This is a genomic window from Paenibacillus sp. ISL-20, assembly GCF_018613005.1.
Classification (GTDB): domain Bacteria; phylum Bacillota; class Bacilli; order Paenibacillales; family Paenibacillaceae; genus Paenibacillus_AQ.
The window spans coordinates 24484-48487 of record NZ_JAGGRD010000042.1 but is presented as its reverse complement, the minus strand read 5'-3'; the positions used below and the strand labels follow the sequence as shown (position 1 = coordinate 48487).

General features: G+C 50.1%; 19 protein-coding genes. 15 read left to right on the top strand and 4 right to left on the bottom strand.

Annotation, left to right across the window (positions count from 1 at the left end; translation table 11 throughout):
* Nucleotides 1-29: 29 nt before the first annotated feature.
* From glcT to J7E85_RS23905, 6 genes are all read left to right on the top strand, one after another.
* Nucleotides 30-887, top strand: a complete 858-nt coding sequence (glcT, locus tag J7E85_RS23930) for a glucose PTS transporter transcription antiterminator GlcT (RefSeq protein WP_215162211.1) — start codon at nt 30-32, stop codon at nt 885-887.
* A gap of 281 nt (nt 888-1168) precedes the next feature.
* Complete coding sequence (gene ptsG, locus J7E85_RS23925) at nt 1169-3250, top strand: glucose-specific PTS transporter subunit IIBC (RefSeq protein ID WP_215162204.1); 2082 nt, start codon at nt 1169-1171, stop codon at nt 3248-3250.
* 59 nt (nt 3251-3309) lie between these two features.
* Nucleotides 3310-3585 carry an HPr family phosphocarrier protein gene (locus tag J7E85_RS23920; protein ID WP_009591829.1) on the top strand — a complete coding sequence of 92 codons (276 nt, stop codon included), beginning with the start codon at nt 3310-3312 and terminating at the stop codon, nt 3583-3585.
* Nucleotides 3578-5299: a phosphoenolpyruvate--protein phosphotransferase gene (ptsP, locus tag J7E85_RS23915; RefSeq protein WP_215162202.1), complete on the top strand. Its 1722-nt coding sequence runs from the start codon at nt 3578-3580 to the stop codon at nt 5297-5299. Before J7E85_RS23920 ends, ptsP begins: the two co-directional genes overlap by 8 nt.
* A 320-nt stretch (nt 5300-5619) precedes the next feature.
* The gene (gene pulA, locus J7E85_RS23910; RefSeq protein ID WP_251036002.1) at nt 5620-7989 is read left to right on the top strand and encodes a type I pullulanase; all 2370 of its coding nucleotides are present in this window, start codon (nt 5620-5622) and stop codon (nt 7987-7989) included.
* Nucleotides 7990-8189: 200 nt separating this feature from the next.
* Nucleotides 8190-8819: a 50S ribosomal protein L25 gene (locus J7E85_RS23905; RefSeq protein ID WP_215162200.1), complete on the top strand. Its 630-nt coding sequence runs from the start codon at nt 8190-8192 to the stop codon at nt 8817-8819.
* An 84-nt stretch (nt 8820-8903) separates the two neighbouring features.
* Here the strand turns inward: J7E85_RS23905 and J7E85_RS23900 are convergent, their stop codons facing one another.
* From J7E85_RS23900 to kduI, 4 genes are all read right to left on the bottom strand, one after another.
* Nucleotides 8904-9788, bottom strand: coding sequence for a transporter substrate-binding domain-containing protein (locus J7E85_RS23900; protein WP_215162198.1), 885 nt, complete (start codon nt 9786-9788; stop codon nt 8904-8906).
* A gap of 266 nt (nt 9789-10054) precedes the next feature.
* Nucleotides 10055-10807 (bottom strand): 2-dehydro-3-deoxy-D-gluconate 5-dehydrogenase KduD, encoded by a 753-nt coding sequence (gene kduD, locus J7E85_RS23895; RefSeq protein ID WP_127594720.1) that lies wholly within the window; start codon nt 10805-10807, stop codon nt 10055-10057.
* Between the two features lie 66 nt (nt 10808-10873).
* The gene (locus J7E85_RS23890; RefSeq protein ID WP_215162196.1) at nt 10874-11623 is read right to left on the bottom strand and encodes a DeoR/GlpR family DNA-binding transcription regulator; all 750 of its coding nucleotides are present in this window, start codon (nt 11621-11623) and stop codon (nt 10874-10876) included.
* A gap of 40 nt (nt 11624-11663) precedes the next feature.
* Nucleotides 11664-12497, bottom strand: coding sequence for a 5-dehydro-4-deoxy-D-glucuronate isomerase (gene kduI, locus J7E85_RS23885; protein ID WP_215162194.1), 834 nt, complete (start codon nt 12495-12497; stop codon nt 11664-11666).
* 276 nt (nt 12498-12773) lie between these two features.
* Here kduI and J7E85_RS23880 point away from each other — a divergent pair, with 276 nt between their 5' ends.
* The 9 genes from J7E85_RS23880 to J7E85_RS23840 all read left to right on the top strand — a co-directional run bounded on the left by J7E85_RS23880 (nt 12774) and on the right by J7E85_RS23840 (nt 23860).
* Nucleotides 12774-13658 carry a glycerophosphodiester phosphodiesterase gene (locus J7E85_RS23880; RefSeq protein ID WP_215162192.1) on the top strand — a complete coding sequence of 295 codons (885 nt, stop codon included), beginning with the start codon at nt 12774-12776 and terminating at the stop codon, nt 13656-13658.
* Between the two features lie 189 nt (nt 13659-13847).
* Nucleotides 13848-14588 (top strand): hypothetical protein, encoded by a 741-nt coding sequence (locus J7E85_RS23875; protein ID WP_215162190.1) that lies wholly within the window; start codon nt 13848-13850, stop codon nt 14586-14588.
* 226 nt (nt 14589-14814) lie between these two features.
* Nucleotides 14815-15225 carry a BlaI/MecI/CopY family transcriptional regulator gene (locus J7E85_RS23870; RefSeq protein WP_215162188.1) on the top strand — a complete coding sequence of 137 codons (411 nt, stop codon included), beginning with the start codon at nt 14815-14817 and terminating at the stop codon, nt 15223-15225.
* On the top strand, nt 15225-17087 hold the full coding sequence (locus J7E85_RS23865; protein WP_215162186.1) for a M56 family metallopeptidase: 1863 nt from the start codon (nt 15225-15227) through the stop codon (nt 17085-17087). Before J7E85_RS23870 ends, J7E85_RS23865 begins: the two co-directional genes overlap by 1 nt.
* A 275-nt stretch (nt 17088-17362) precedes the next feature.
* Nucleotides 17363-18850, top strand: coding sequence for an L-arabinose isomerase (araA, locus tag J7E85_RS23860; protein WP_215162185.1), 1488 nt, complete (start codon nt 17363-17365; stop codon nt 18848-18850).
* Nucleotides 18851-18951: 101 nt separating this feature from the next.
* Entirely contained in the window at nt 18952-20040 is a 1089-nt protein-coding gene (locus J7E85_RS23855; RefSeq protein WP_215162339.1) for a GntR family transcriptional regulator, read from the top strand.
* A 95-nt stretch (nt 20041-20135) separates the two neighbouring features.
* Nucleotides 20136-20825, top strand: coding sequence for an L-ribulose-5-phosphate 4-epimerase (gene araD / locus J7E85_RS23850; RefSeq protein WP_215162183.1), 690 nt, complete (start codon nt 20136-20138; stop codon nt 20823-20825).
* 45 nt (nt 20826-20870) lie between these two features.
* A complete protein-coding gene (locus J7E85_RS23845; RefSeq protein WP_215162181.1) occupies nt 20871-22541 on the top strand; it encodes a ribulokinase in 1671 nt (556 codons plus the stop codon).
* 128 nt (nt 22542-22669) lie between these two features.
* Nucleotides 22670-23860, top strand: coding sequence for a sn-glycerol-1-phosphate dehydrogenase (locus J7E85_RS23840; RefSeq protein ID WP_215162179.1), 1191 nt, complete (start codon nt 22670-22672; stop codon nt 23858-23860).
* Nucleotides 23861-24004: the final 144 nt, after the last annotated feature.

The following is a 24004-nucleotide window of genomic DNA, read 5'->3' as shown; positions in this document are numbered from 1 at the left end:
ACGCGTATGAATCAAAAAGAGGTGCAAACGTGAGCAGCTTACAAGTGGCTAAAGTGTTGAACAATAATGTAATCATAGCGAAGCATCCTCAACATGGCGAGGTTGTTGTTATTGGTAAGGGAATAGGCTTTAACCGGAAGAATAAAGACCGTATCCTGGCCTCCGCTGCCGAGAAGATGTTCATTTTGACCAAACCGGAGGAGCAGGAGCAGTATAAGCAGCTGGTGCCTCATATCGATGAGAAGTTGATTGAGGCGATGAATGACATTATTCTGAATGCTGCCAAATCCAGCGACGCTCCTCTGAACGAGCATATCCACATTGCGTTGACTGACCATATTGCATTTGCCATTAAACGCCATGCCCAAGGTCTCTATATTCATAATCCCTTTTTATACGAAACCCGAGAGATGTATCCAGAAGAGTATGAGATGGCGGAATACGCCGTCCGTACTATCCGGGGGAAGCTTGGGGTCGACTTGGGCCAAGAGGAAGTCGGATTCATTGCCCTTCATTTTCACGGCGCGCTCACAAACCAGCACATTTCGGAGGTTCGCAAACATTCGGAGCTGATCGCGGATCTAGTACATACCGTTGAACAGCAGCTGGATTATGCCATCCCGAGGGATACATTGGATTATTCCCGTTTACTAACCCATCTCCGGTTTGCGTTGGAGCGGATTCGGCGGGGAGAAGCGGTAAATGAGACGAGTTCATTGGATGGTCTGCTGAAGCGTGAATATCCCGAGACGTATTCCTTGGCATGGAAACTGACTAAGATGATGGAGCAGCGACTGAAGAAACCCGTATATCCCGCTGAAGCCGGTTATTTGACCGTTCATCTGGAGCGGCTGGTCCAGCGTAAAGAGCAGGGCGAGCAAATGTGAAGATTTTATTAAGTCCCTCACCATGTGGTTGCAACGAAAAATGAACGATGTTACAATACGAACAGTTATAAAGCATAAAACTTCAAATCAAACGTGTAACTGATTCGATCAGGCATGAGTATTGCAGGAATTTGGTTGTTATTACCCATTTTTGGGTAATCTAATCCATGAGATTAGCCATCCATTTTCCCGTGGTTACTCATGCCTTTTTTTGATTTGGTTGTTTTATGATGTTCTACATTCAGCTTGTGATCACAACTAGATAGAGGGTGAGAATTTTCATGTTTAAGCGGCTTTTTGGCGTCCTGCAAAGGGTCGGAAAAGCCCTGATGCTGCCCGTGGCCATATTGCCGGCAGCCGGACTATTACTCGGCCTTGGAAATATGCTGGTCAACCCTGATTTCCTGCAGTATGTACCGTGGCTCAATGCGGCTTGGGTTCAAGCAGCTGCCACTGTCATGATGAATGCGGGACAAATCGTGTTTACGAATTTATCCTTGCTGTTTGCAGTGGGGGTTGCCGTCGGCTTGGCCGGAGGCGAAGGTGTGGCCGGGCTTGCAGCTATCATCGGTTACCTTGTCATGAACGTTACCATGGGCAGCGTGATCGGCGTGACGCCATCGATGATTGGCACGAATTACGAATATGCCAGCGTGCTTGGCATTCCGACCCTGGCAACCGGGGTATTCGGCGGAATTATTGTAGGTATATTAGCGGCAAGCATGTACCGAAGATTTTTCAAAATAGAGCTTCCGTCCTATCTGGGCTTTTTTGCAGGAAAACGGTTTGTTCCGATTATGACGGCTGCAACGTCCGTTTTGCTTGGTCTGTTAATGGTCTTTATATGGCCTCCGATCCAGTCTGCGCTTAACACTGCATCCCATTTTATGCTGGAGCAAAACCTGACGCTGTCCGCTTTTGTGTTCGGCGTTGTGGAACGCGGATTGATTCCGTTCGGTCTGCACCACATTTTCTATTCTCCATTCTGGTTTGAGTTCGGGGAATATTTGAATCAGGCAGGTCAAATGGTGCGCGGTGATCAAAATATATTCATGGCTCAGCTTCGGGATGGCGTCGAGTTTACGGCAGGCACCTTCATGACGGGTAAGTATCCGTTTATGATGTTTGGTCTTCCTGCTGCTGCGCTTGCTATCTATCATGAAGCGAAACCGGAGAACAAAAAGTTCGTTGCCGGTATTATGGGGTCGGCAGCGCTGACCTCCTTCTTGACCGGGATCACGGAACCGCTTGAGTTCTCCTTCCTGTTCGTCGCACCGATCTTGTTCGTCGTACATGCGCTGTTCGCAGGTCTATCCTTCATGGCCATGCATATTCTGGGTACCAAGATCGGCATGACCTTCTCGGGCGGTCTGATCGATTACATGATATTCGGTGTCATTCCAAATCGGACGCCATGGTGGAATGTAATCATTGTTGGTGCTATCATGGCAGTAATCTATTATTTCGGTTTCCGGTTTGTCATTCGGAAATTCAATCTGAAGACGCCGGGCCGGGAGGAAGCTTCAGCATCGGAGTCGGAATCAGGCTCCCAGAGAGCAGGTAGTGACAGCAAAAATGATCTGCCGCTTAACATTCTGACTGCGCTTGGCGGCCAACCTAACATTACGCATCTGGATGCCTGCATTACCCGTCTGCGGGTAGAGGTGAAAGATAAGGATCATGTCGATAAGACAAGGCTGAAACAGTTGGGTGCTTCAGGTGTGCTGGAGGTGGGGAATAATATCCAGGCGATATTCGGAACACGTTCCGATACGATTAAATCGCAAATTCAGGACATTATGTCGGGTATAACACCGACTACCGCACCTACAGCAGCGGATGTGGAGACGATGCCGACTGCTAAAGAGGAGTTGCAGGCTGGTCAGGACGGAGAAACGCTTGTCATGGAGGAGATTGTATCTCCAGTCGATGGAGAGCTTATGGATATTTCGCACGTGCCTGATCCTGTGTTTGCAGAACGAATGACGGGGGATGGATTTGCGGTATTACCTCATAACGGAACGATCGCTTCTCCTGTTAACGGAACCGTGTTTAACGTATTCCCCAGCAAGCATGCGGTCGGCATTATGTCCGATGGCGGCAAGGAAGTGCTTGTCCATATCGGCGTCAATACCGTTAAGCTGAAGGGGCAAGGGTTTGAAGTGCTTGTTCAGGAGGGGGATCTGGTATCTACGGGCCAACCGATCATGCAAGTGGATCTGGATTATGTGAAGGCGAATGCCAAATCGATTATCTCTCCTGTGATCTTCTCGAATTTGCCGGAAGGAGCTTCTGTGAAGCTGAACAAGACCGGTGAAGTAAAAAGCGGTGAACAAGGGATCATCACCATATTGAAACCTTAACTTCACGATGATCTCAAGGATTCTAAAAAATTAAAATATACGAAAGTAGGATGATGAACATGCAACAAACATTCAGAATTATTGACGAAGATGGTATTCACGCACGTCCGGCAACAGCTTTGGTAAATACGGCGAACAAATTCCAGGATACCAATTCATTTGCCGAAGCTAACGGCAAAAAAGTAACGTTGAAATCGATCCTGGGCGTTCTGTCCCTCGGATTGGAGCAAGGTGATACATTGACACTGATCACGGAAGGCGGCAATGAGAGCGAAGCGCTGACTGCACTGCAAGAAGTGATGGTGAACGAAGGGTTAGGCGAGCTTCATGAATAATTTGAAAGGAATCGCTGCTTCCGCAGGCATCGCGATTGCACGTGCTTTTACGCTGGATCATCCCGATTACTCTGTTACGGAAAAGAAAGTGGCAGACACGGATGCCGAGCTTTCGAAGCTGGATGCGGCGCTGGCTCAGTCCCAGGCTGAGCTGGAAGCGATCAAAGCCCGCACGCTTCAGGAACTCGGGGAGAAGAAGGCTGAGATTTTCGAATCTCACCTTCTCATCCTGAATGATCCGGAATTGATTGAACCGGTCAAAGCGAAAATCGCTTCCGATTCGGTTAACGCGGAATACGCCTTAAATGAAACGGCAACCCAATTCATTCAAATGTTCGAGAACATGAAGAGTGCCTACTTGCAGGAGCGGGCAGCGGATATGCGTGACGTAACCAAACGTATTCTTAAGCATCTGCTCGGCCTGAATTATGTCAGTCCATCCGAAATCAGCGAAGAAGTGATCGTGGTTGCAGAGGATTTGACCCCGTCGGATACAGCGCAGTTGAACCGCAACTACGTTAAAGGATTTACGACGAATATTGGCGGGCGTACCTCGCATTCTGCCATCATGGCCCGTTCGCTTGAAATTCCGGCTGTCGTCGGAACGAAAAACGTGCTCTCTTCGGTCCAAAACGGGGATTTGATCATCGTTGACGGACTGGAAGGGGATGTCATCATTAATCCTACTGAAGCTATTGTGGCCCAATACCGTGCGAAGCAGGATGCCTACGCCAAACAGGTCGAGGAATGGAAGAAACTCCGCTCCGAACCGACGGTATCCAAGGACGGGATCCATGTGGAGCTGGCCGCCAATATCGGGACACCAAACGATGTAACCGGCGTGTTGGAGAATGGCGGGGAAGCGGTAGGATTGTATCGTACGGAATTCCTGTACATGGGCAGAGATAAACTTCCTTCCGAAGAGATCCAGTATGTCGCTTATAAATCGGTGCTGGAGAAAATGGAAGGCAAGCCAGTTGTTGTCCGCACGCTTGATATCGGCGGGGACAAGGAGCTGCCTTATCTGGATCTTCCTAAGGAAATGAATCCGTTCCTGGGATTCCGGGCCATTAGGCTGTGCCTGGACCGTCAGGATATTTTTAGAACACAGCTTCGGGCACTGCTCCGCGCAAGCGTTCATGGCAATCTGCGAATCATGTTCCCCATGATCGCGACACTCGGTGAATTCCGCGAAGCCAAAGCGCTTTTGGAGGAAGAGAAATCTAAGCTTGTAAGTGAAGGCATTCCGGTATCCGAGGAGATCCAACTCGGGATCATGGTGGAGATTCCATCCACCGCGGTGCTTGCGGATCAGTTTGCTAAAGAGGTTGATTTCTTCAGTATCGGAACGAATGATCTTATCCAGTATACGATGGCCGCTGACCGCATGAATGAACGGGTTTCTTATTTGTATCAACCCTATAATCCGGCGATTTTGCGACTGGTTAAAATGGTTATCGATGCTGCTCATCGCGAAGGCCGCTGGGTTGGTATGTGCGGTGAAATGGCTGGTGACGCCACGGCGATTCCGATTCTCCTCGGGTTGGGGCTGGATGAGTTTAGCATGAGCGCTACATCCATTCTTCCGGCGCGCAGCCAGATCGGGAAGCTGTCTCGCAGTGATATGCAGGCACTCGCTGCCAAAGCAATTGAAATGGGTACCGCAGAGGAAGTAGTGGCTCTGGTGGAATCCATAGAAGTTGCAGGCGAGTAAGGGGAAGAATCCCCGAACGGTCTTAGGAATTGATGAAGCACTTCGTTTGTTTTGGGGACTCTACTAATCTTTTTCCACGATATCCATACATTGACAACATCTGTCCATTTGGGCAGATGTTTTTTTGTCAAAAGAAAGACACCCGGCATATTTGCTAGTATAATAGCCTAAATATATAGTTAATTGGCATCAAACCCAAACCAAATCAGGGCTTTTGGCATATCATGATATATGAAAGCGTTCTACATTCATGTGCTAGAGGTCTGTCTTATGATTCAAGCGCCCATACTAGGAAGTAAATCTACTTATAAGTGACGGTGATGATGACTATGGACATGATCAAGAGCTGCACAAGTATTAAGCTGGGGGCAACCTACCGAAGAGAGGGAACGGCCTTTCAGGTGTGGGCTCCGGATGCGGTTCATGTGAAACTCGCTTTGTATGAAGGTCCGGGAGAGTATAACGAGCAAGGTTTCGTAACAGATCACGAGGGCGGTACTTTATATTCGATGGAACATAGTGGAGACGGCGTATGGTCGGCTGTCGTAAACAGGGATCTTCATGGAATGTATTATATGTACCAAATCGAGTCAGTGGACGGTGACGTGTGTTATGCCGTTGACCCCTATGCAACAGCGGTGTCCGCCAACGGCTGCCGCGGGGCGGTTGTTGATCTGGCGAAGAGCAATCCGCCGGGGTGGGAGCAGGATGTTAGACCCGAGCTGCTGAAGCCTACGGATGCGGTGCTCTATGAGCTTCATGTACGCGACTTCTCGATTCATACCGATTCGGGAATGAAATATAGAGGAAAATATAAGGCATTCACGGAGGGTGGCCTGCGGGATTCCGAAGGGAATACCATTGGCCTGGATCATCTTGAAGAATTGGGTGTAACCCATGTGCATCTGCTGCCGGTATTTGATTTTCGAACGGTCAATGAGCTGGACGGTTATGAAACCGGCTGCTTGAACCGCGAGTATAACTGGGGGTATGATCCGCAAAATTACAACGTTCCTGAAGGTTCATATGCGACAGACCCTATGGATCCAATTGTGCGCATCCGGGAGCTGAAGGAGATGATTCTGGCTCTGCATGCGAGGGGAATCCGTGTCATCATGGACGTGGTTTACAACCATACGTATACGGTGGATGACGGTCCGTTTGAACGATTAGCGCCGGGGTATTTCTATCGCAAGGATGGATATGGAAATTTATCGAACGGTTCAGGCGTAGGCAATGAGCTGGCTACGGAGAAGCCGATGGTACGCAAATACATCAAGGATTCCCTAAGGTTCTGGGCCGAGGAGTATCATATCGACGGATTTCGGTTTGATCTGATGGCTCTGATCGATTCAACAACGATGAAAGAGATTGTAAGCGAGCTGCGTCGTGAGGTGGATCACTCTCTTCTGTTTTACGGTGAGCCCTGGACAGGAGGCTTAAGCCCGTTAACGGAGCAGACCGTCAAAGGAAGCCAGAAGGGTCAAGGCTTTGCTGTATTTAATGATCATTTCCGGCATGCCATCAAGGGTGACAATGACGGGCGCGGCCCTGGGTTTGCTACGGGCGAACCGTGGTACGAGGGTGCGGTCGTTGAAGGGATGATGGGCTCGATCCATGATTTTGCGCTGCATCCTGATGAGACGGTCAATTACGTCACCGTGCACGATAATTTGAATCTGTGGGACAAAATTTTGGTGGCGCACGGGATGGAAGAGCAGGCAGGGCTGCTCCATCTGATGGACGGGAAGCTGGTTAACGGCGGCGATGTATGGCAGGCAACCGCTGCATCGAAGCCTTATGTTGATATTCCTGATGAAGATGTGATGTCGGCAGCGCCTGTGCGCCGCAGCTTGCTGGCTAACGGCATTGTACTGCTCTCTCAGGGGATTCCGCTGCTGCATGCCGGCGATGAGCTGCTTCGCACGAAATTTGGCGATCATAACAGCTACCGCAGCGGGGATGCTGTTAATGCCATCCGCTGGTCGAACAAGAAACGATTTAAACCCGTATTTGACTTTTACAAAGGCCTTATTGCCCTGCGCAAAGCCCATCCAGCATTTCGGATGGCAGCAAGAGAAGAGATCGAGGAACATATGGAAGTGCTGCGCAGCAGCGATCGGATTATTGCCTACCGGTTAACGCATCATGCCGCACAAGATAGCTGGGGGCAGATCGTTGTGATCGTGAACGGGAATGAGCATGAAATGACGGTTGATCTGCCGCCTACGCCTTACCGCTGGAACATCGTGGTGAATGATCGCCAGGCAGGTACGGATACGATCGAGACGTTGGACCAAGGAGCTATAGCTGTCCCAGGGCTGTCGCTGATGGTGTTGCACGAGGATCAGGCTCAGAAGAAGCAGGGGCTGACTACCGTTGAGATCGAGTATGAGAGACGTGATCAAGTTTATGATGGCTGGAATGTATGGGTATGGGGAACGGGTGTGCAGGATGGGAGCGTGCCATTCTCGAGGGCGGACAGCGGCAAAGCCCGAGCGGTTTTCTACGCGGCTTCCGGAACCGAGCGGGTCGGCTGTATCGTCAGGTTGAATGATTGGGAGGATCGGGAAGGCGAGAACGACTGGTTTATCGATATTCCGCCGGATGAAGCAAAGGTACGGATTTCGCTGCGAAGTCACAAAGACGAAGGCTCTGGGGGCCAAGAGCAGCAGGATATGGCGAGTTAAGGATTGTATCTGTATCGTAAAAAAATAAGGAGCCCTCCTTTTGTACTGAAAGGGGGGCTCCCATTATTTATATTTCAAAAGGGGTACCATTCATTACCCGCTGGATTGAAATTTAAAACATCTGCATCTCATGATTAGTTAGCAGGGAAATAGGGTAATAATGAGATAGACTTTGTTTTCGATAAAGGAGGATGTCACTCATGTCAAAAGGAAACACAGTTCAACTCCAAGCAGATGTTCGTAACGAATTTACACGGGCCTCTCGCCGAGTGCTTCGCGAGAATGGCGGAATCCCCGGCGTCGTATACGGCGGGGGCGAGGAAAGCATCCCGGTTGCAGTTAATTTCAAGGATACGGCCAAGCTGTTTCACACCGGACGTTCGGAGGTATTCCAGCTTGATATTCCAGGCTCCGGTAAAATTCCGGTTTTGATTAAGGACATTCAAAAGAGACGCGGCACTGTATCCCATGTGGACTTTCTGCGGATCTCCATGAATAAGCCGGTTCGTGTCAGCATTCCGGTGGATTATCATGGTACTGCTGTCGGAACCAAATCTGGCGGTATTCTGCAAACCCAGGTGACCGAAATCGAAGTAGAGGGCTTGCCAGGCGAACTGCCTTCTACCCTTGAAGCAGACGTATCTGCTCTGGAGATAGGCGACAAGCTTACGGTTGCAGATATTAAAGTACCGGAGGGTATTACATTACATGCTTCGGATGAGGAGGTTCTCGCAACCGTTATCGTGCCTCGTGCCGTTGAGGCTGCAGAGACAGAGGATGAAGCGGACGCTAAGGAAGCGAATGCGGGAGAGACAGCCGAAGAATCATAATATGCACATGTAAAAAGGCGTTTGCTTTGCTGGTATTCAGCAAAGCAAGCGCCTTTTTGTCAGGAATTTTGAATGTTGAAAATTCTATTTAACCTTTCGATCATGGATGCCTTTATAACTCACCGGAGCGTCTCCAAAGTATTTGTTCCAAATGGTCAAATACGTTCCGTCCTGCTGCATGGTGGCCAGTGCGTTATCAACGGCAGCCACGAGATCCGGATTCCCTTTTACAAAGGCTGCGGAAATCTCGAACACCTGATTGGCGGATTCAGCGGTAGCAACCGGCAGATCAGGGAACTGCTGCTTCAGGTTGGTCACGGATAACTGGTCCGAAATGACGGCATCCAGCTCTCCATTGGCGAGCTTGTGGGCTGCGTCTGATATATATTTGATCGGGACGATGTCCGCTCCATGCTTCTTGGCCATATCCTTATAGATTCCGGTGGGGTTCAGGCCGACACGCTTACTCTTGATATCCGAGAAGGTACGGATCTGATCTTCGCCCGAGGAACGCACAAGCAGAACCGGAGTAGAGGATAGATAAGCGACGGAAAAATCATAAAGGGCCCGCCGGTCTGGCCGGTCTTCAATCTGGTTGAAGACCGTGTCGTATTTGCCTTCTGTCAGCCCTGGCAGCAAATTCTCCCACTCGGTTTCAACGAATTCTGCTCTTAGCTCCATATGACGGGCAACCTCTTCAGCGATTTCCACATCGAAACCCGTAAGTCTTCCGCCCGTTCCATGGTAACTGAAGGGGGGATAATCCCGTTCCGTTGCAATTCGCAGGGTTCCGCGTTCCACGGCATTCCGAAGCAGGAAGCCGGTGTTCACCCGGTAAGGGTTTACGCCCATATTGGGGGTTGGCACCCGGTCATTGCTGTTAGGGGTGCAGCCGGTAAGGACTATTGAACCGATCAATGTGAATAAACAGGCAAGACTGATCCAACGTATCGATTTTGTTCCGCGCATGACTCCAGAAACCATCCTTTCTTTATTCACGGTCCTTCGAGGCCCATTTCGTAAAGTTAGGATGTCCCAAAGGATGGTTCGTATATTCGTGAAATCTCGGTACCCGGCAAGAACTTAGGGTCTCTAATCAGATGAAAGAGGAAAATGGACGAAAAAGAGGCTGTGCTTCCTCCGCCTGCAGCAGCAGCGGAAAAGCACAGCCTCTTATCGCTAGATTGGGATGAAACTTAGGTTGACAATGCTTTTGATACAGCGCTTTATGACCCTTAACGGGCCATCCACCCGCCATCAACGCAAAGTACATGTCCGTTCATATAATCCGAAGCGGCGGAAGCGAGGAATACGGCAGGTCCGCCAATATCCTCGGGTTTACCCCAGCGTCCGGCAGGAATACGGTCCGTAATGGAAGTACGTCGTTCCTCATCCTGGCGGATGGCTGCCGTATTATCGGTTTCGATATAACCGGGAGCAATTCCGTTCACCTGGATGCCGCTGGCTGCCCATTCATTAGCCAATGCTTTCGTAAGACCGGCAACACCATGCTTGCTTGCCGTATATCCGGGCACGTTGATTCCGCCTTGGTAGGACAGCATCGAGCAGATATTAATGATTTTGCCGCTGCCGCGTTCAATCATATGTCTTCCGGCCAGTTGGGACAGTAAGAATACAGTATTCAGATTCAAGTCAATCACGTCAAGCCAATCCTGTGTAGCATGATCCTTGGCCGGTGTCCGGCGGATAATACCGGCATTATTCACGAGAATGTCTACATGCCCCGTTAGCTCCAGCGCTTGGTCAAAAGTCTGCTGGAGTTTGCTCTGGTCGCTTAGATCGACCTGAATTTCTGAAGCTTTTCTGCCGAGTGAAGTGATGGCATTTATCGTTTCGGCGCTTGTATTCATGGACACAGCAACGATATCCGCGCCGGCTTCGGCTAGAGCTATCGCGATGCCTTGTCCCAATCCTCTGGCGGAACCGGTGACGATTGCAGTTTTGCCTGATAAATCAAACCTGTTCATGCTCCGTAAATCCCCTCTCACATGCTCTCTATTAGATTAGGCCGGTCGTTATGTTTCATGCAGCGGTTACAGCATGGTAACGCCGGCACCATCATATTGTTTGATCGTCTCGGGAGACAGTTCCGCATCCGTAATGATGCCGCTGATCTCCTGCAGGGATGAAAAAGTCCTTAATGCCGTTTGCCCGAATTTATGATGGTCAACAACGGCATAAACCTCCAGCGAGGTTTCGATTAAGGCCCGTTTGAACGGGATCAAATCCCCGGTATATATGGACAATCCATGATCAAGATGGACGCCCGTCGCGGATATGAAGGCCTTTTGAATGTTCAGCTGGGTTACATACGATACGCCTTCCGGGCCGGCCAGCATATTCCGGACCCGGTAGCCCCCCGGTACGACCAAACGGATATGATTCTTCGTCGCCAGTTCGCTGATGATATAGACATCGTTCGTAATGACCGTTAAAGGCACGTCCTCCAGCCTGCGGGCGATCTCCAGCGTGGTGCTGCCTCCGTCCAGGGCAATGATGTCGTCGGTATTGATATGCTTCAGTGCTTTCAACGCGATTTCGGTTTTTTCATTCGGGTGCTTGGCAAGTGGTTCTTTGGACGGCAGGATGCCGAATTGATCGCTGTGCGCAAGCACAGCCCCGCCATGCACACGAACGATTAGACCCTGTTCCTCCAGCTTGGTCAGATCCTCGCGAATCGTTTTTCCGGTTACCTGAAGCTGCTGGCTTAGGTCGGCGACAGTCACTTCTTTATGGGTTAGAAGGTACTCCATTATTTTTTCATATCGTCGTAACGGGTTCATCTGAATCTCAACTCTTCCGTGGGTTAATGGATAATCCCCTCTATTTTAAATCTTTTATGGACACCGGGTCCATATCATCATAACGTTTATTATCTCCGGCCATACCCCAGATGAAGGTGTAGTTGCTTGTGCCTACGCCGCTGTGGATCGACCAGCTTGGCGAAATCACGGCCTGTTCATTGCGCATAACGATGTGCCGCGTTTCATTAGGTTCGCCCATCAGATGGATGACCACCGCTTCTTCCGGTAAATCAAAATAGAGATAAGCCTCCATGCGTCTTGGATGGGTATGGGCAGGCATCGTGTTCCACATGTTTCCTTCTTTCAGGAGGGTCATACCCATAACAAGCTGAGCGCTCTCAATGCCTTTTTGATGGATGAAACGATAGATCACACGATCATTGGAATTTTTGATATCGCCCAAAGCGCTGGAATCAGCTTCCTCCAAAGTGGCTTTAGCTGTCGGGAATGTTTGGTGCGCCGGCGCAGAGTTCAAATAGAATTTGGCTGGGTTGGATGGATCCGTGCTTTTAAAAATAACCTCTTTCGTACCCATGCCAACGTACAAGCATTCTTTGTTGTTCAATTCATGCTCTGCACCGTCAACCAGCACGGTACCATGTCCGCCAATGTTGATAATGCCAAGCTCACGGCGTTCCAGGAAAGAGGAAACACCCAATTCTTTAAGTTCCGTTTCCAGTTTGACCTGCTCTCGAACGGGAGCTGCGCCACCGATAATCATACGATCTTCGTGCGTCAGGACAAGCTCCAGCTTGTCAGGCGTAAACAGAACTGGGATATGGAATTCCTTGCGGAGTCTTTCTGTGTCAAATTGTTTCACTTCGTTCGGGTGTGAGGCATAACGTCTTTCCATGTTCATTCATCTCCTCAAGATTGTATTTTAATGAATTTTATAATGTTCATATATGTACAAATTACTCCATTTACGTTCATATTACAAGAGCTAAATATAAAATGAACAAAAATTATACCTGGTGAACATTGAGCTGAGTCCATTCATATCTGACTGAACTTGGAGCAGAAAGGGAAGAATTAGCATCAGATGAGGAATGCGCAGGCTGCCCTGAAATGATTCTCCAGCGAGGCAGCTATAAAGTGAACAAGGTACGACTAGGAGATTGATAATCTGATGAAAAGAATGATTGTTATCGTAACAGCTATGCTTGCAGTGACCGGTTCTCAACATGTGGCTGATGTCCCGCACTATCCTTTTCATCAAACCAGGGAACAGGAAGTCTGGATGAGGTCGGAGAATGAACGCGATCAGTCCTGGGTCAATATCGCCCATCGGGGGGCATCGGGTTATGCCCCGGAAAATACGATGGCTTCTTTTGTTAAAGCCTTAGATATGGGAGCGGATATGCTGGAACTGGATGTCCAATTGAGCAAGGATGGACAGGTCGTCGTGATTCATGATTCTACGGTTGAGCGAACCACCAATGGGGAAGGAGAAGTAGGCGATTTAACCTTCGAGGAACTGCGTAGGCTGGATGCAGGTTCATGGTATGATTCGGCGTTTAAAGGAGAAGTCATTCCCGCTTTGGCAGAGGTGCTTGAGCATTTCGCGGGGCGTATCGGGCTGTTGATCGAATTGAAATCTCCCTCCCGGTATCCGGGTATCGAACAAAAGGTTGCAGACGATTTGAAAAGGTATATCATCGGCGCTGACGGTGGTGAGCGGTACAAGGATCTGATCATCGTGCAGTCAGCAGATACGGACTCGCTGCTTCGGTTCCGCAAGCTGATGCCCGATATCCCGCTGGGCGTTGTTATCACCAGTGCGGGTGACTTATCCAAGCAGCGGTTGGAAGATATGAAGGCTTATGCGGAGTATGTGAATGTATCGATGAGGCTGGTATCCAAAGGGCTGGTCCAAAAGATACATCAATCCGGGATGAAAACGATGGTCTGGACCATTCGGGATATGCTGCAAATTCCTTATGTGCTTCAAATTAACGTGGATGGGATTATTACGGATTACCCGGATCGGGTACCGATATCCTATACGAAATGATCATAATTAAGGGTTGTCACTTGGGTTCGTTTTTTCACCTGCAGGGACAGCTCTTCTTTTTTTTGTATTCAACGAAAAAAAAATCTGCACAAACCGTGTTGACATTATTGAACTACAGTTGTAGTATTGATTTGTAACTACAGTTGTAGTTTATAAAAATAAAAAATCATAGGAGAGGAGCATTACCAAATGAAGGCAGCAACGAAAGTAGCAATCGCGACACTAAGCAGCATTTTATTAATGGGTTCTTCCGTAAGTCTCGCGGCGAAGGTGCAGTCCAACGAGAAAGCCCAAGAAGCCAATGTTAAAAAAACAGACGAAGCAGCCAAGCCTATATCTGCAGAGGAAAAAAAGTTTATCGAATCTGAGATCCAGAGAGTGAAGGAGTTGGCCCAAGAATCGGGTGATATGTATGTCCTGTATCATAAGTACCCGAAATTAAATAGCGGATTTGATATTAGCTATTGGGGAGGGATTCATGAATTCACAACATACGAGGACTACTTGAAAAAAGCTTCAACCCTGAAGGGATCCATTCTGCAGCAGCCTGCCAACCTGCCAAAGGGATATAAGTTTTTATCAGCGGTCATTGAAGGTCCGATCGAAGGAAAGTTCGTTGATGAAGTAAGGGCCGAAGGTAAGAAGAGCGGAAAGCCCATCTATGTGAAAAAGATCGATTGGAAAGAGGCGGCAACCATCCGTCTTAAATATGCGAGCGGAAAAGACACGCTGGGCTTTTCCAAGGATACGGTAGATTCGAAGGGAAGCAAGAAAAAAGGTTTCTTTGACGATAAGCTGCCGAAGCAAGTCTTTCCAAAATACGTTTTTTGGAATGATGGCGGCAAATTCGAATACAGCATTTCAACCTCCTCTTTGGATATGTCCAGGAAACAGAAGATCGAAATGCTAAAAGCAGCCGTGAAAAAATAACATTTTGCGCCAGCTATATTTTTTCTCGGACAGGCGCTCCAAAATACGATGACATGGGTTCTTTTGCAGATCATCATGCCCACAGGCGGTGCGAATCATTTTTTCGTGTAACAAAAACGAGAAATTACGCTCTGCCAAACAAGTTGACATTACTAAACTACAAATGTAGCATGTGTATTATAACTACATATGTAGTCTGAGTAAATTGACTTTGGAGGTTTCATGCATGAATCAAATACCACCGATTACGGATGCAGAGCTGGAAATTATGCGCGTATTGTGGACAAATCCGGACTGCCCTTCCAGCGAGGTCGTAAAACAAATGACGGATCGAATGGGGTGGAGCCCCAATACGACCCGGACGCTCCTAAGTCGTCTGGTGCAGAAGGAAGCAGCGGGTGCGAAACTGGAAAAGGGTTCAAAGCGCACCCAACTATTTTATCCGATCATCAGCGAGCAGGAGTATCTGCAGTCCGAAACCAAATCCTTCATGAAAAAGCTTTATGGGGGATCTTTAAAGCCGATGCTGGCCAACTTTCTGCAGGATAAAAAACTGAATGCGCAAGAAATCGAGGATCTAAAGGCATTGTTTGACGATAACCGCAGCGACGGGGAAACAGAAAAGAGAGAGCCCTGATGAGTCCTACATTGCATGAACATTTATTGTCTTTTTTTGGCTGGGTGATTCGCGGATCGTTCATGGCCTCCATCCTGATCGTACTTGTGCTGATTCTACAGTTTCTATTAAGAAACAAAATTGAGGCCAGATGGAAATATTGGCTTTGGCTACCTGTAGCCATACGTTTGCTGCTCCCTTGGGCTCCGGAATCCTCGCTTAGCCTGTACAATGTTTTGTCTTTGGAGGCCATAGCACCCGGTATTCATCAACAAACTCAAGTTTCATCGGGTGGGAAGGAAGCGGGGAGAATAAGCGAGGCGACGGTTCATGTTGAGCGCTCTATAAACCCGGGAGCAAGCGGAACCTCGGAAGTACCTGCTCCATCCCTTGAATCGGGACTCGTGCAGGAGAGCGGCTTTTGGTGGAATGGGTTCAACCAAATAGGCTTCACCAATACGCTGATTGCGGTTTGGTTTGCGGGCGTGCTGCTTCTTGCCGCGAAAACGGTATACGACCAGCTTCGATTGAAACAAGCCCTGCGCGCGGGCCGAAAGATAGATACGCCTTTTCTATCGGCAGTGTTTCACGAGACGAAACAGCAATTAGGCGTGAAGCAAAAAGTGCAATTTCTGTCCAGCGAGCGAATTCCTGGACCTGCCGTGGTCGGTTTTAGCAAGCCGGCGATCGCCATTTCGCCCAGTCTGCTCATCACGCTGAAAAAAGATCAACTTCAATATATTCTGGCGCATGAGTTCGCACATATTCAGCGGCGGGATGTCGCCGTGAACTGGTTGATGCATACCATCCTGATCATCCATTGGTTTAATCCGTTATTATGGCTAGCCGTACGTAAAGCAAGACAGGATCAGGAGATGGCTTGCGATGCATGCGCCTTGAATCGGATGAGCCCGCAGCAAAACAATGCATACGGACAAACGATCATCCACGTGTTGGAGCATTTTTCAGGAAACCAACGCCAGCCGGGGCTTGCCGGCCTGTCCGCCACACATAAACAAATGAAAAGGAGACTTACGATGATTAAACATTTTCACAAAAAATCATACCGTCTATCCATTCTGGCGATGGGGATGATTATCGCGCTTGGCAGCGTGACATTGGTTAATGCTAAGGAAAGCGATGCAGGGAGCGTAACACCAAAGGCTTCCGTGCAATCGGAACAGGATTTAAAAGCTACTGATATGATCTATCCCGAGGGAGATATAGACCGCGAGCTCTACAAGAAAGAACTGGAAAAGGCGCAGAAAAAAGCAGAAGTTGCAGCCAAGGCTCTAACTCCAGAGGAAAAGAAGTATATCGAAGCTGAGACCAATAGAGTGAAGAAGCTAAGTAATGAGACAGGCGATATGTACGTTCTGTATCATAAATATAAGGATCTTAACAGCGGACTCGACCTAAGTTATTGGGGAGGGATAGAAACATTTACCGCTTACGAGGACTACTTGAAAAGAGCTTCCACGCTGGAAGGTTCCATCCTGAAGCAGCCCGCCAACTTGCCGGAGGGATATAAGTTTTCCAAAGCGAGAATTGAAGGTCCAACTGAAGGCAAGTTCCTTGAGGAAGTAAGGGCCGAAGGCAAGAAGAGCGGAAAACCCATCTATGCGAAAAAGATAGATTGGGAAGAGGCGGCAACCATCCGTCTTGAGTATACGAACGGGAAAGACACACTGGCCATTTCAAAGTATACGTTGGACTCAGAGGGAAGTAAGAAGAAAGGCTTCTTTGAGGATGACTTCCCGGCGCATATCTATCCAAAATACGTGTTTTGGCATGAAGGCGGCTTCGAATACAGCATTTCAGCCACATGGGATATGTCCAAAGAACAGAAGATCGAAATGCTGAAAGCAGCGGTGCAGAAATAATATTTTGAGCAAGTCATTAAGCATCACAACCAATCCGGGAAATCCGGTGGCGAAAAAAAACTGATCCAAGATCCTGATTCGAAGGCCCAATATACGATTAAATAAAAAAAGCCTGGTTTTCCAGGCTTTTTTTATTTTGATCTTGCTATTTTTGAGATGCGGGGGTAGAATGTGAGTGATTCAACTTGTACGTACATTTATAATTTGATCTATATATTTGTTTATAGGTATGTACAAGCTGGCGAGCAAGCATTCATACAGGAGGCGTTATAATTATGAATTTGAAACCGCATTCTTTTTGGTTCGTCACCGGAAGCCAGCACTTGTATGGTCCCGAAACGCTGGAGCAGGTAGCTGAGCATTCCCGCATCGTGGCAACGGAGTTTGATAAAGATCCTGTATTTTCCTATCCCATTGTGTTCAAGCCGATCGTAACGACACCCGATGAAATATACAACCTGATTCTTGAGGCCAACAATGATGAGTCCTGCGCAGGTATTATGACCTGGATGCACACCTTTTCCCCGGCCAAAATGTGGATCGCGGGTCTATCCCAATTGCAGAAGCCGCTTCTTCATTTCCATACCCAATTCAACCGGGATATCCCTTGGGAAACGATTGATATGGATTTTATGAATTTGAACCAATCCGCGCACGGTGATCGCGAGTATGGTCATATTGGTGCCCGTCTCGGCATTGCTCGCAAGGTGGTTGTGGGCCATTGGGAAGACGGGGAGGTTCGAGGCAGCATTGCCGGCTGGATGAGGACCGCTGCGGCCTATGCCGAAAGCCGCAGGCTGAAAGTGGCCCGCTTCGGCGATAATATGCGCCAAGTGGCGGTAACCGAAGGGGATAAAGTAGAAGCCCAAATCAAGCTTGGCTGGTCCGTGAACGGTTATGGCATCGGCGATCTTGTGCAGTCCATGAATGAAGTCGGCGATGAAGAGGTTAAGGCGCTCCTGAACGAATATGCGGAGTTGTATTCCATAACCAAGGAAGGGCTTAGCGACGATCCCGTGCGCGATTCGATTGCGTATCAAGCCCGGATCGAGATTGCGCTTCGTCGTTTCCTGGAAGAGGGCGGCTTTGGCGCATTCACGACGACCTTTGAGGATCTGCATGGAATGAAGCAGCTTCCGGGACTCGCCGTACAGCGTCTGATGGAGTCGGGTTACGGCTTCGGCGGGGAAGGGGATTGGAAAACAGCTGCCCTGACGCGTGTATTGAAGGTGCTTGCGGGCAATAAAAGCACTTCTTTCATGGAGGACTACACCTATCACTTCGAGCAAGGGAATCATATGATTCTTGGATCGCACATGCTGGAGGTATGTCCGACCATTGCACTGGATAAACCGACGCTGGAAGTCCATCCGCTCGGGATCGGAGGCAAGGGAGATCCCGCGCGACTCGTGTTTAACGGCCAAGACGGCCCGGCGGTTAATGCTTCCCTGATCGATCTGGGTCACCGCTTCAGACTGCTGGTGAATGTCGTGGATGGCGTCAAGGTGGAGCAGCCGATGCCGAAGCTGCCGGTAGCCCGTGTGCTGTGGAAACCGCAGCCATCGCTCCGCGAATCTGCGGAAGCGTGGATATTGGCCGGTGGAGCGCATCACACCGTTCTCTCTTATGCCATGACGGCTGAGCATTTGAGCGATTGGGCGGAGATGGTCGGCATTGAAGCGGTCATTATTGATAAGGATACAACGATACCGCGCTTCAAGAACGAGCTCCGCTGGAGTGAAGCCGCATACCGCCTGCGGTAACTGGTTCTGTCAGCATTCCCCTGGCCTGTGTTACAATAGCGAGATAACTTAGGATTGCAGGTGATCCTAACATAATGAGTGCGTGAGGCTAGAGGTGAATGATGAATAATAGACGGATACCCAAATATATTGTATTAAAAAACGAACTGCTCTCCTGGTTTGAATCCGGCCGGCTTCAAGCGGGCAAACAAGTTCCTTCGGAGCATGAAATCGCCGACCAGTTCGGCGTAAGCCGCCAGACGGTCCGCCAAACCTTCGGCGAGCTGGAGAAGGAAGGCTGGCTGGAACGGATTCAGGGCAAAGGGACGTTCGCTAGAAATCCCGAGCGGCGGGAGAGCAAGCAGGTTAAGACGATTGGTATCATAACAACCTATATCTCGGATTATATTTTCCCGCATATCGTTCGGGGAGCGGAGGCGGAGCTGCGCAGCAAGGGATACCGCCTGCTGCTCTCCAGTACCGATAACAACAAGGAGAAAGAGATGGAGAGTCTTCAGCTCATGACCAGTCAGCCGCTTAGCGGGCTGATTATCGAGCCGACCAAGAGTGCGGAGGGCAACCCGAATTTGACGTATTTCCTATCCCTGCAGGAGAAGGGAATCCCGTTTTTGATGATCAATGAGAAGTATCGGGAGTTGGAATGTCCTTGTCTGAAGCTTGATGATGAGCTTGGCGGTTACAAGGCTACACGTCATTTGATCGAGAACGGACACCAGGCGATCGCCGGATTCTTCAAACGGGACGATCTTCAGGGTGTGAACCGGCTGAAAGGCTTCTTACGTGCGCATCGCGAGGCGGGAATTCCCGTTTCGCCGGAGCGGGTGGTTACGTATACAACGGAACAGAAGGGAAGTTTTCCGTATGATCAGGCCGTCCAGTTGCTGAAGCAGCCGGATGAGCTGCGACCGACGGGGTTTGTATGTTATAACGACGAGCTGGCTGTGTCTTTAGCAGAGGCTGCCGGACAATGCAGGCTGCAAATCCCGCAGGATGTGTCCCTGGTCGGGTTCGATGATTCAACGCTAGCCGAAGCTTCCGGCGTGAAGCTGACAACGATGACCCACCCGAAGACAGAGATGGGGATTATGGCGGCCAGACAATTAATTAGCATGATTGAGTATCATAGCGTTATAGAGGATACGGTATTTCAACCGGAGCTGGTGGAGAGAGAATCGGTGAAGAAACGGTAGAGGATAAGGGAGTGAAAGGTCCGAAGTTTCGGACCCTTGTTTGCCAACTTGTACGTACAACTACATTTTTGAAATATAGAGAGGAGCGGTTGTTCATGTTGGAGGATTTAAAGCAGCAGGTGCTGGAGGCGAATCTGGAGCTTCCGATGCACGGACTCGTTACCTTTACATGGGGAAATGTAAGCGGTATCGACCGTGAACAGGGACTGTTTGTCATTAAGCCAAGCGGCGTGCCTTACGAGGATTTAAAAGCGGACGACATGGTCGTGCTGGATTTGAAGGGAAATGTCGTTGAAGGCGATTTGCGGCCCTCCTCCGATACCCCGACACATCTGGTCCTCTATCAGAACTTTAAAGAGATCGGCGGAATTGTGCATACCCACTCTCCATGGGGAACGAGTTGGGCTCAAGCCGGACGCGCGCTTCCTGCTTACGGAACAACGCACGCCGACTATTTTTATGGGGAAATTCCGGTTACGCGGCCCATGACCCGCGAAGAAATCGAGGGGGCCTACGAGTTGGAGACGGGCAACGTCATTGTTGAGCTATTCGCAGACCTGGATCCGAACATGGTGCCTGGCGTGCTTGTCCATTCACATGCGCCATTCGTGTGGGGCAAGGATGCGCATAACGCGGTTCATAATGCGGTAGTGTTGGAGGAGTGCGCCAAGATTGCAGCCCGGATGCAGCAGATTAATCCGGAAACCGAACCGATGGATCAGACGCTGCTGGATCGCCATTTTTTACGGAAGCATGGAGTTAATGCCTATTACGGTCAAAAGTAACGCTTGTATTCATCATTCATGATTTCATCTGTAGGAGGAAATGAGATGGGGAATAAATACACCATTGGTGTCGATTACGGAACGCAGTCCGGGCGTGCGGTGTTGGTTAATCTGGCTGACGGGCAGGAAGTAGCGAATCATGTTACGCCTTACCGGCATCATGTCATCGATGAGTTTTTACCGGTTTCAGGGAAGAAGCTGGAGCACGACTGGGCGCTTCAGCATCCGGGCGATTATCTGGAGGTTCTAAAGGTATCCGTGCCTGCCGTCATCCAGCAATCCGGGATTGATCCGGCGGATGTGATTGGCATCGGCATTGATTTTACGGCTTGCACCATGCTGCCCGTTGACGAGCTTGGGGAGCCGCTCTGCTTCCAACCGGAGCTGGCCGACCAGCCGCACAGCTGGGTTAAGCTGTGGAAGCATCATGCCGCCCAGCCGGAAGCGGACAAGATCAACGCGATTGCCGCCGAGCGCGGAGAAGCCTTTTTGCCCCGTTATGGCGGTAAGATTTCTTCCGAATGGATGATTGCAAAGGTCTGGCAAATTCTTGACGAGGCACCGGCGATCTATGAACGTACGGATAGATTCTTGGAAGCTACCGATTGGGTCGTTTCCCAAATGACAGGCCAGATTGTCCGCAACAGCTGTACGGCTGGCTACAAGGCGATATGGCATAAGCAAGACGGATATCCAAGCAAGGAATATTTTAAGGCACTGGATCCCCGGTTGGAGGATCTGGCCGATACGAAGCTGCGCGGAGAGGTCCGCTCCCTTGGGAGCAGCGCAGGCGGTCTGACTGAGAAGATGGCGGTGATGATGGGCTTAACTCCAGGGATTGCTGTGGCCGTCGGTAACGTTGATGCTCATGCCGCGGTGCCTGCGGTCGGTGTTGTCACACCGGGCAAGCTGGTGATGGCGATGGGTACATCGATCTGCCACATGCTGCTCGGTACCGAAGAGAAGCAGGTTGAAGGCATGTGCGGTGTCGTCGAGGATGGCATCATTCCCGGATTATACGGTTATGAAGCCGGGCAATCGGCAGTAGGCGATATTTTTGAATGGTACGTCGAGGAAGCGCTTCCTGCGTATGTAAAAGAAGCTGCGTCCGAGGAAGGGATTGGCGTGCACCAATGGCTTGAGCGGGAAGCGGCTGCATACAAGCCGGGTCAAACCGGTCTGCTCGCACTGGATTGGTGGAACGGCAATCGTTCCGTGCTGGTGGATACGGATCTGACCGGGCTGATGTTAGGGATGACGCTGTTGACAAAGCCGCAGGAAATCTACCGCACCTTGCTTGAGGCGACCGCATTCGGCACGCGCAAAGTCGTGGACGCTTTTCATGAGAACGGTGTCGCCGTGGATGTCCTGTATGCATGCGGCGGACTGCCGCAAAAGAACCGTCTCTTGATGCAGATTTATGCGGATGTCACCAATCGCGAAATCATGGTGGCTGATTCCAAACAGACGCCGGCGCTTGGCGCCGCGATGTTCGCCGCAGTCGCAGCGGGTCAGGCGCAAGGCGGGTATGATTCGATTATCGATGCCGCCGAGAAGATGGCACGGGTGAAGGAAGAGACCTTCAAACCGATTCCGGAGCATGTGGAAGTGTATGAACAGCTGTATCAGGAGTACAGCAAGCTGCATGACTATTTCGGCCGGGGCGAAAACAACGTGATGAAGCGGCTGAAGCGGATTAAGCAAACGGCTGAATAGGCTGGCCGGCGAGAGCAAAACCATATGAGGACCGAACCGCCCTCATATGGAGGGCGGGACGTCCTTTGAGACAAATATAGACCAGAGTTTGAATAAACAACATGGGATGGGGCGAAGGGAGGAGCTGCATGACGGATTACTTGAACGATGCAAAAGGTTTAATGAACCGGATTAGGGAGCTGCAGCCCGCGTTCCGCGGACTAGAAACCATGGCCCTTGAGCCCGGCGCTATGCATGACGTGCCTTCGTATCTTAAACGGCAGGACCTTGGTTCACCGATCGTTGTCGCAGATGCGAATACGTATGAAGCAGCGGGGAAAAAGCTGGTGGAGAGCTTGGAAGCCGCTGGCCAAAAGACTCGGCTGTGTCTGATTGAGCCGGATGAGCAAGGCGACGTTGTGGCGGATGAACGCTCCTTGATGCAGCTGTTTATCGAAGTGGAGCCTGAAGAGACAGGATGCCTGGTCGCTGTGGGATCCGGGACCATTCATGACATTACGCGCTTTGTGAGTCATCGGAGCGGCAAGCCGTTCATCTCGGTACCTACGGCACCTTCGGTTGACGGCTTTACTTCGGCGGGCGCGCCGATCGTGGTCCGGGGAGTCAAGCAAACCTTTGCGGCCACGGCTCCGATCGCGATATTCGCCGATCCGGACATTCTAGTGAAGGCACCGCAGCCGCTGGTAGCGGCAGGTTTTGGCGATATGCTCGGCAAATACACATCGCTGCTGGATTGGAAATTCTCTTCGACCACGGCCGGTGAGCCCTATGATGATCAAGTGGCAGCCATTACGGAGAGGGCGCTTCAAGCTTGCATTCAGCATGTGGAAGCGATCGGCCAGCGCACGGACGAAGGCATCCGCATTCTGATGACGGCTTTGATCGAGTCGGGGATCGCGATGCTGCTGTTCGGTCAGTCCCACCCTGCCTCCGGGGCGGAACATCATCTCTCGCATTACTGGGAGATGGAGTACTTGCGCCGCGGCAACCGGGCCCTGCTGCATGGTGCCAAAGTGGGGGTGGCCTGCAGCGAAATATCGAGCCTATATCACGACGCGGCCGATAAGAGAGTGTATCCTAATGCCAAGCCTACGCATTGGGAGACATATGGAGAGCAGGTTCGGGAGTGGCTGCGCAAGGTCCCTTCGAAGGAGAAAATTGCCGATCTGCTGCGGCAAGCCGGAGGTCCTTCCACCCTGCAGGAGCTGGGCATCGATGACGGGCTGTTCCGGGAGAGCCTGCGGGAGGCGCACAATCTGCGCGACCGGCATACCATTTTGAGGGCGCTGAACGAGGAAAAGGTTGAGGTAAGGTCATAAGGAGAGTTATTTATAGCGGATTGCAAGATGCGAACTAAAGATTGCACAGTGATCGATTCTGGTTTTGCTATTCGCGTCTTTATAGTAGAGATTATGTTTTGTCAAAGAAGAAAGGGACTTTCACTGATCATTGAAAGTCCCTTT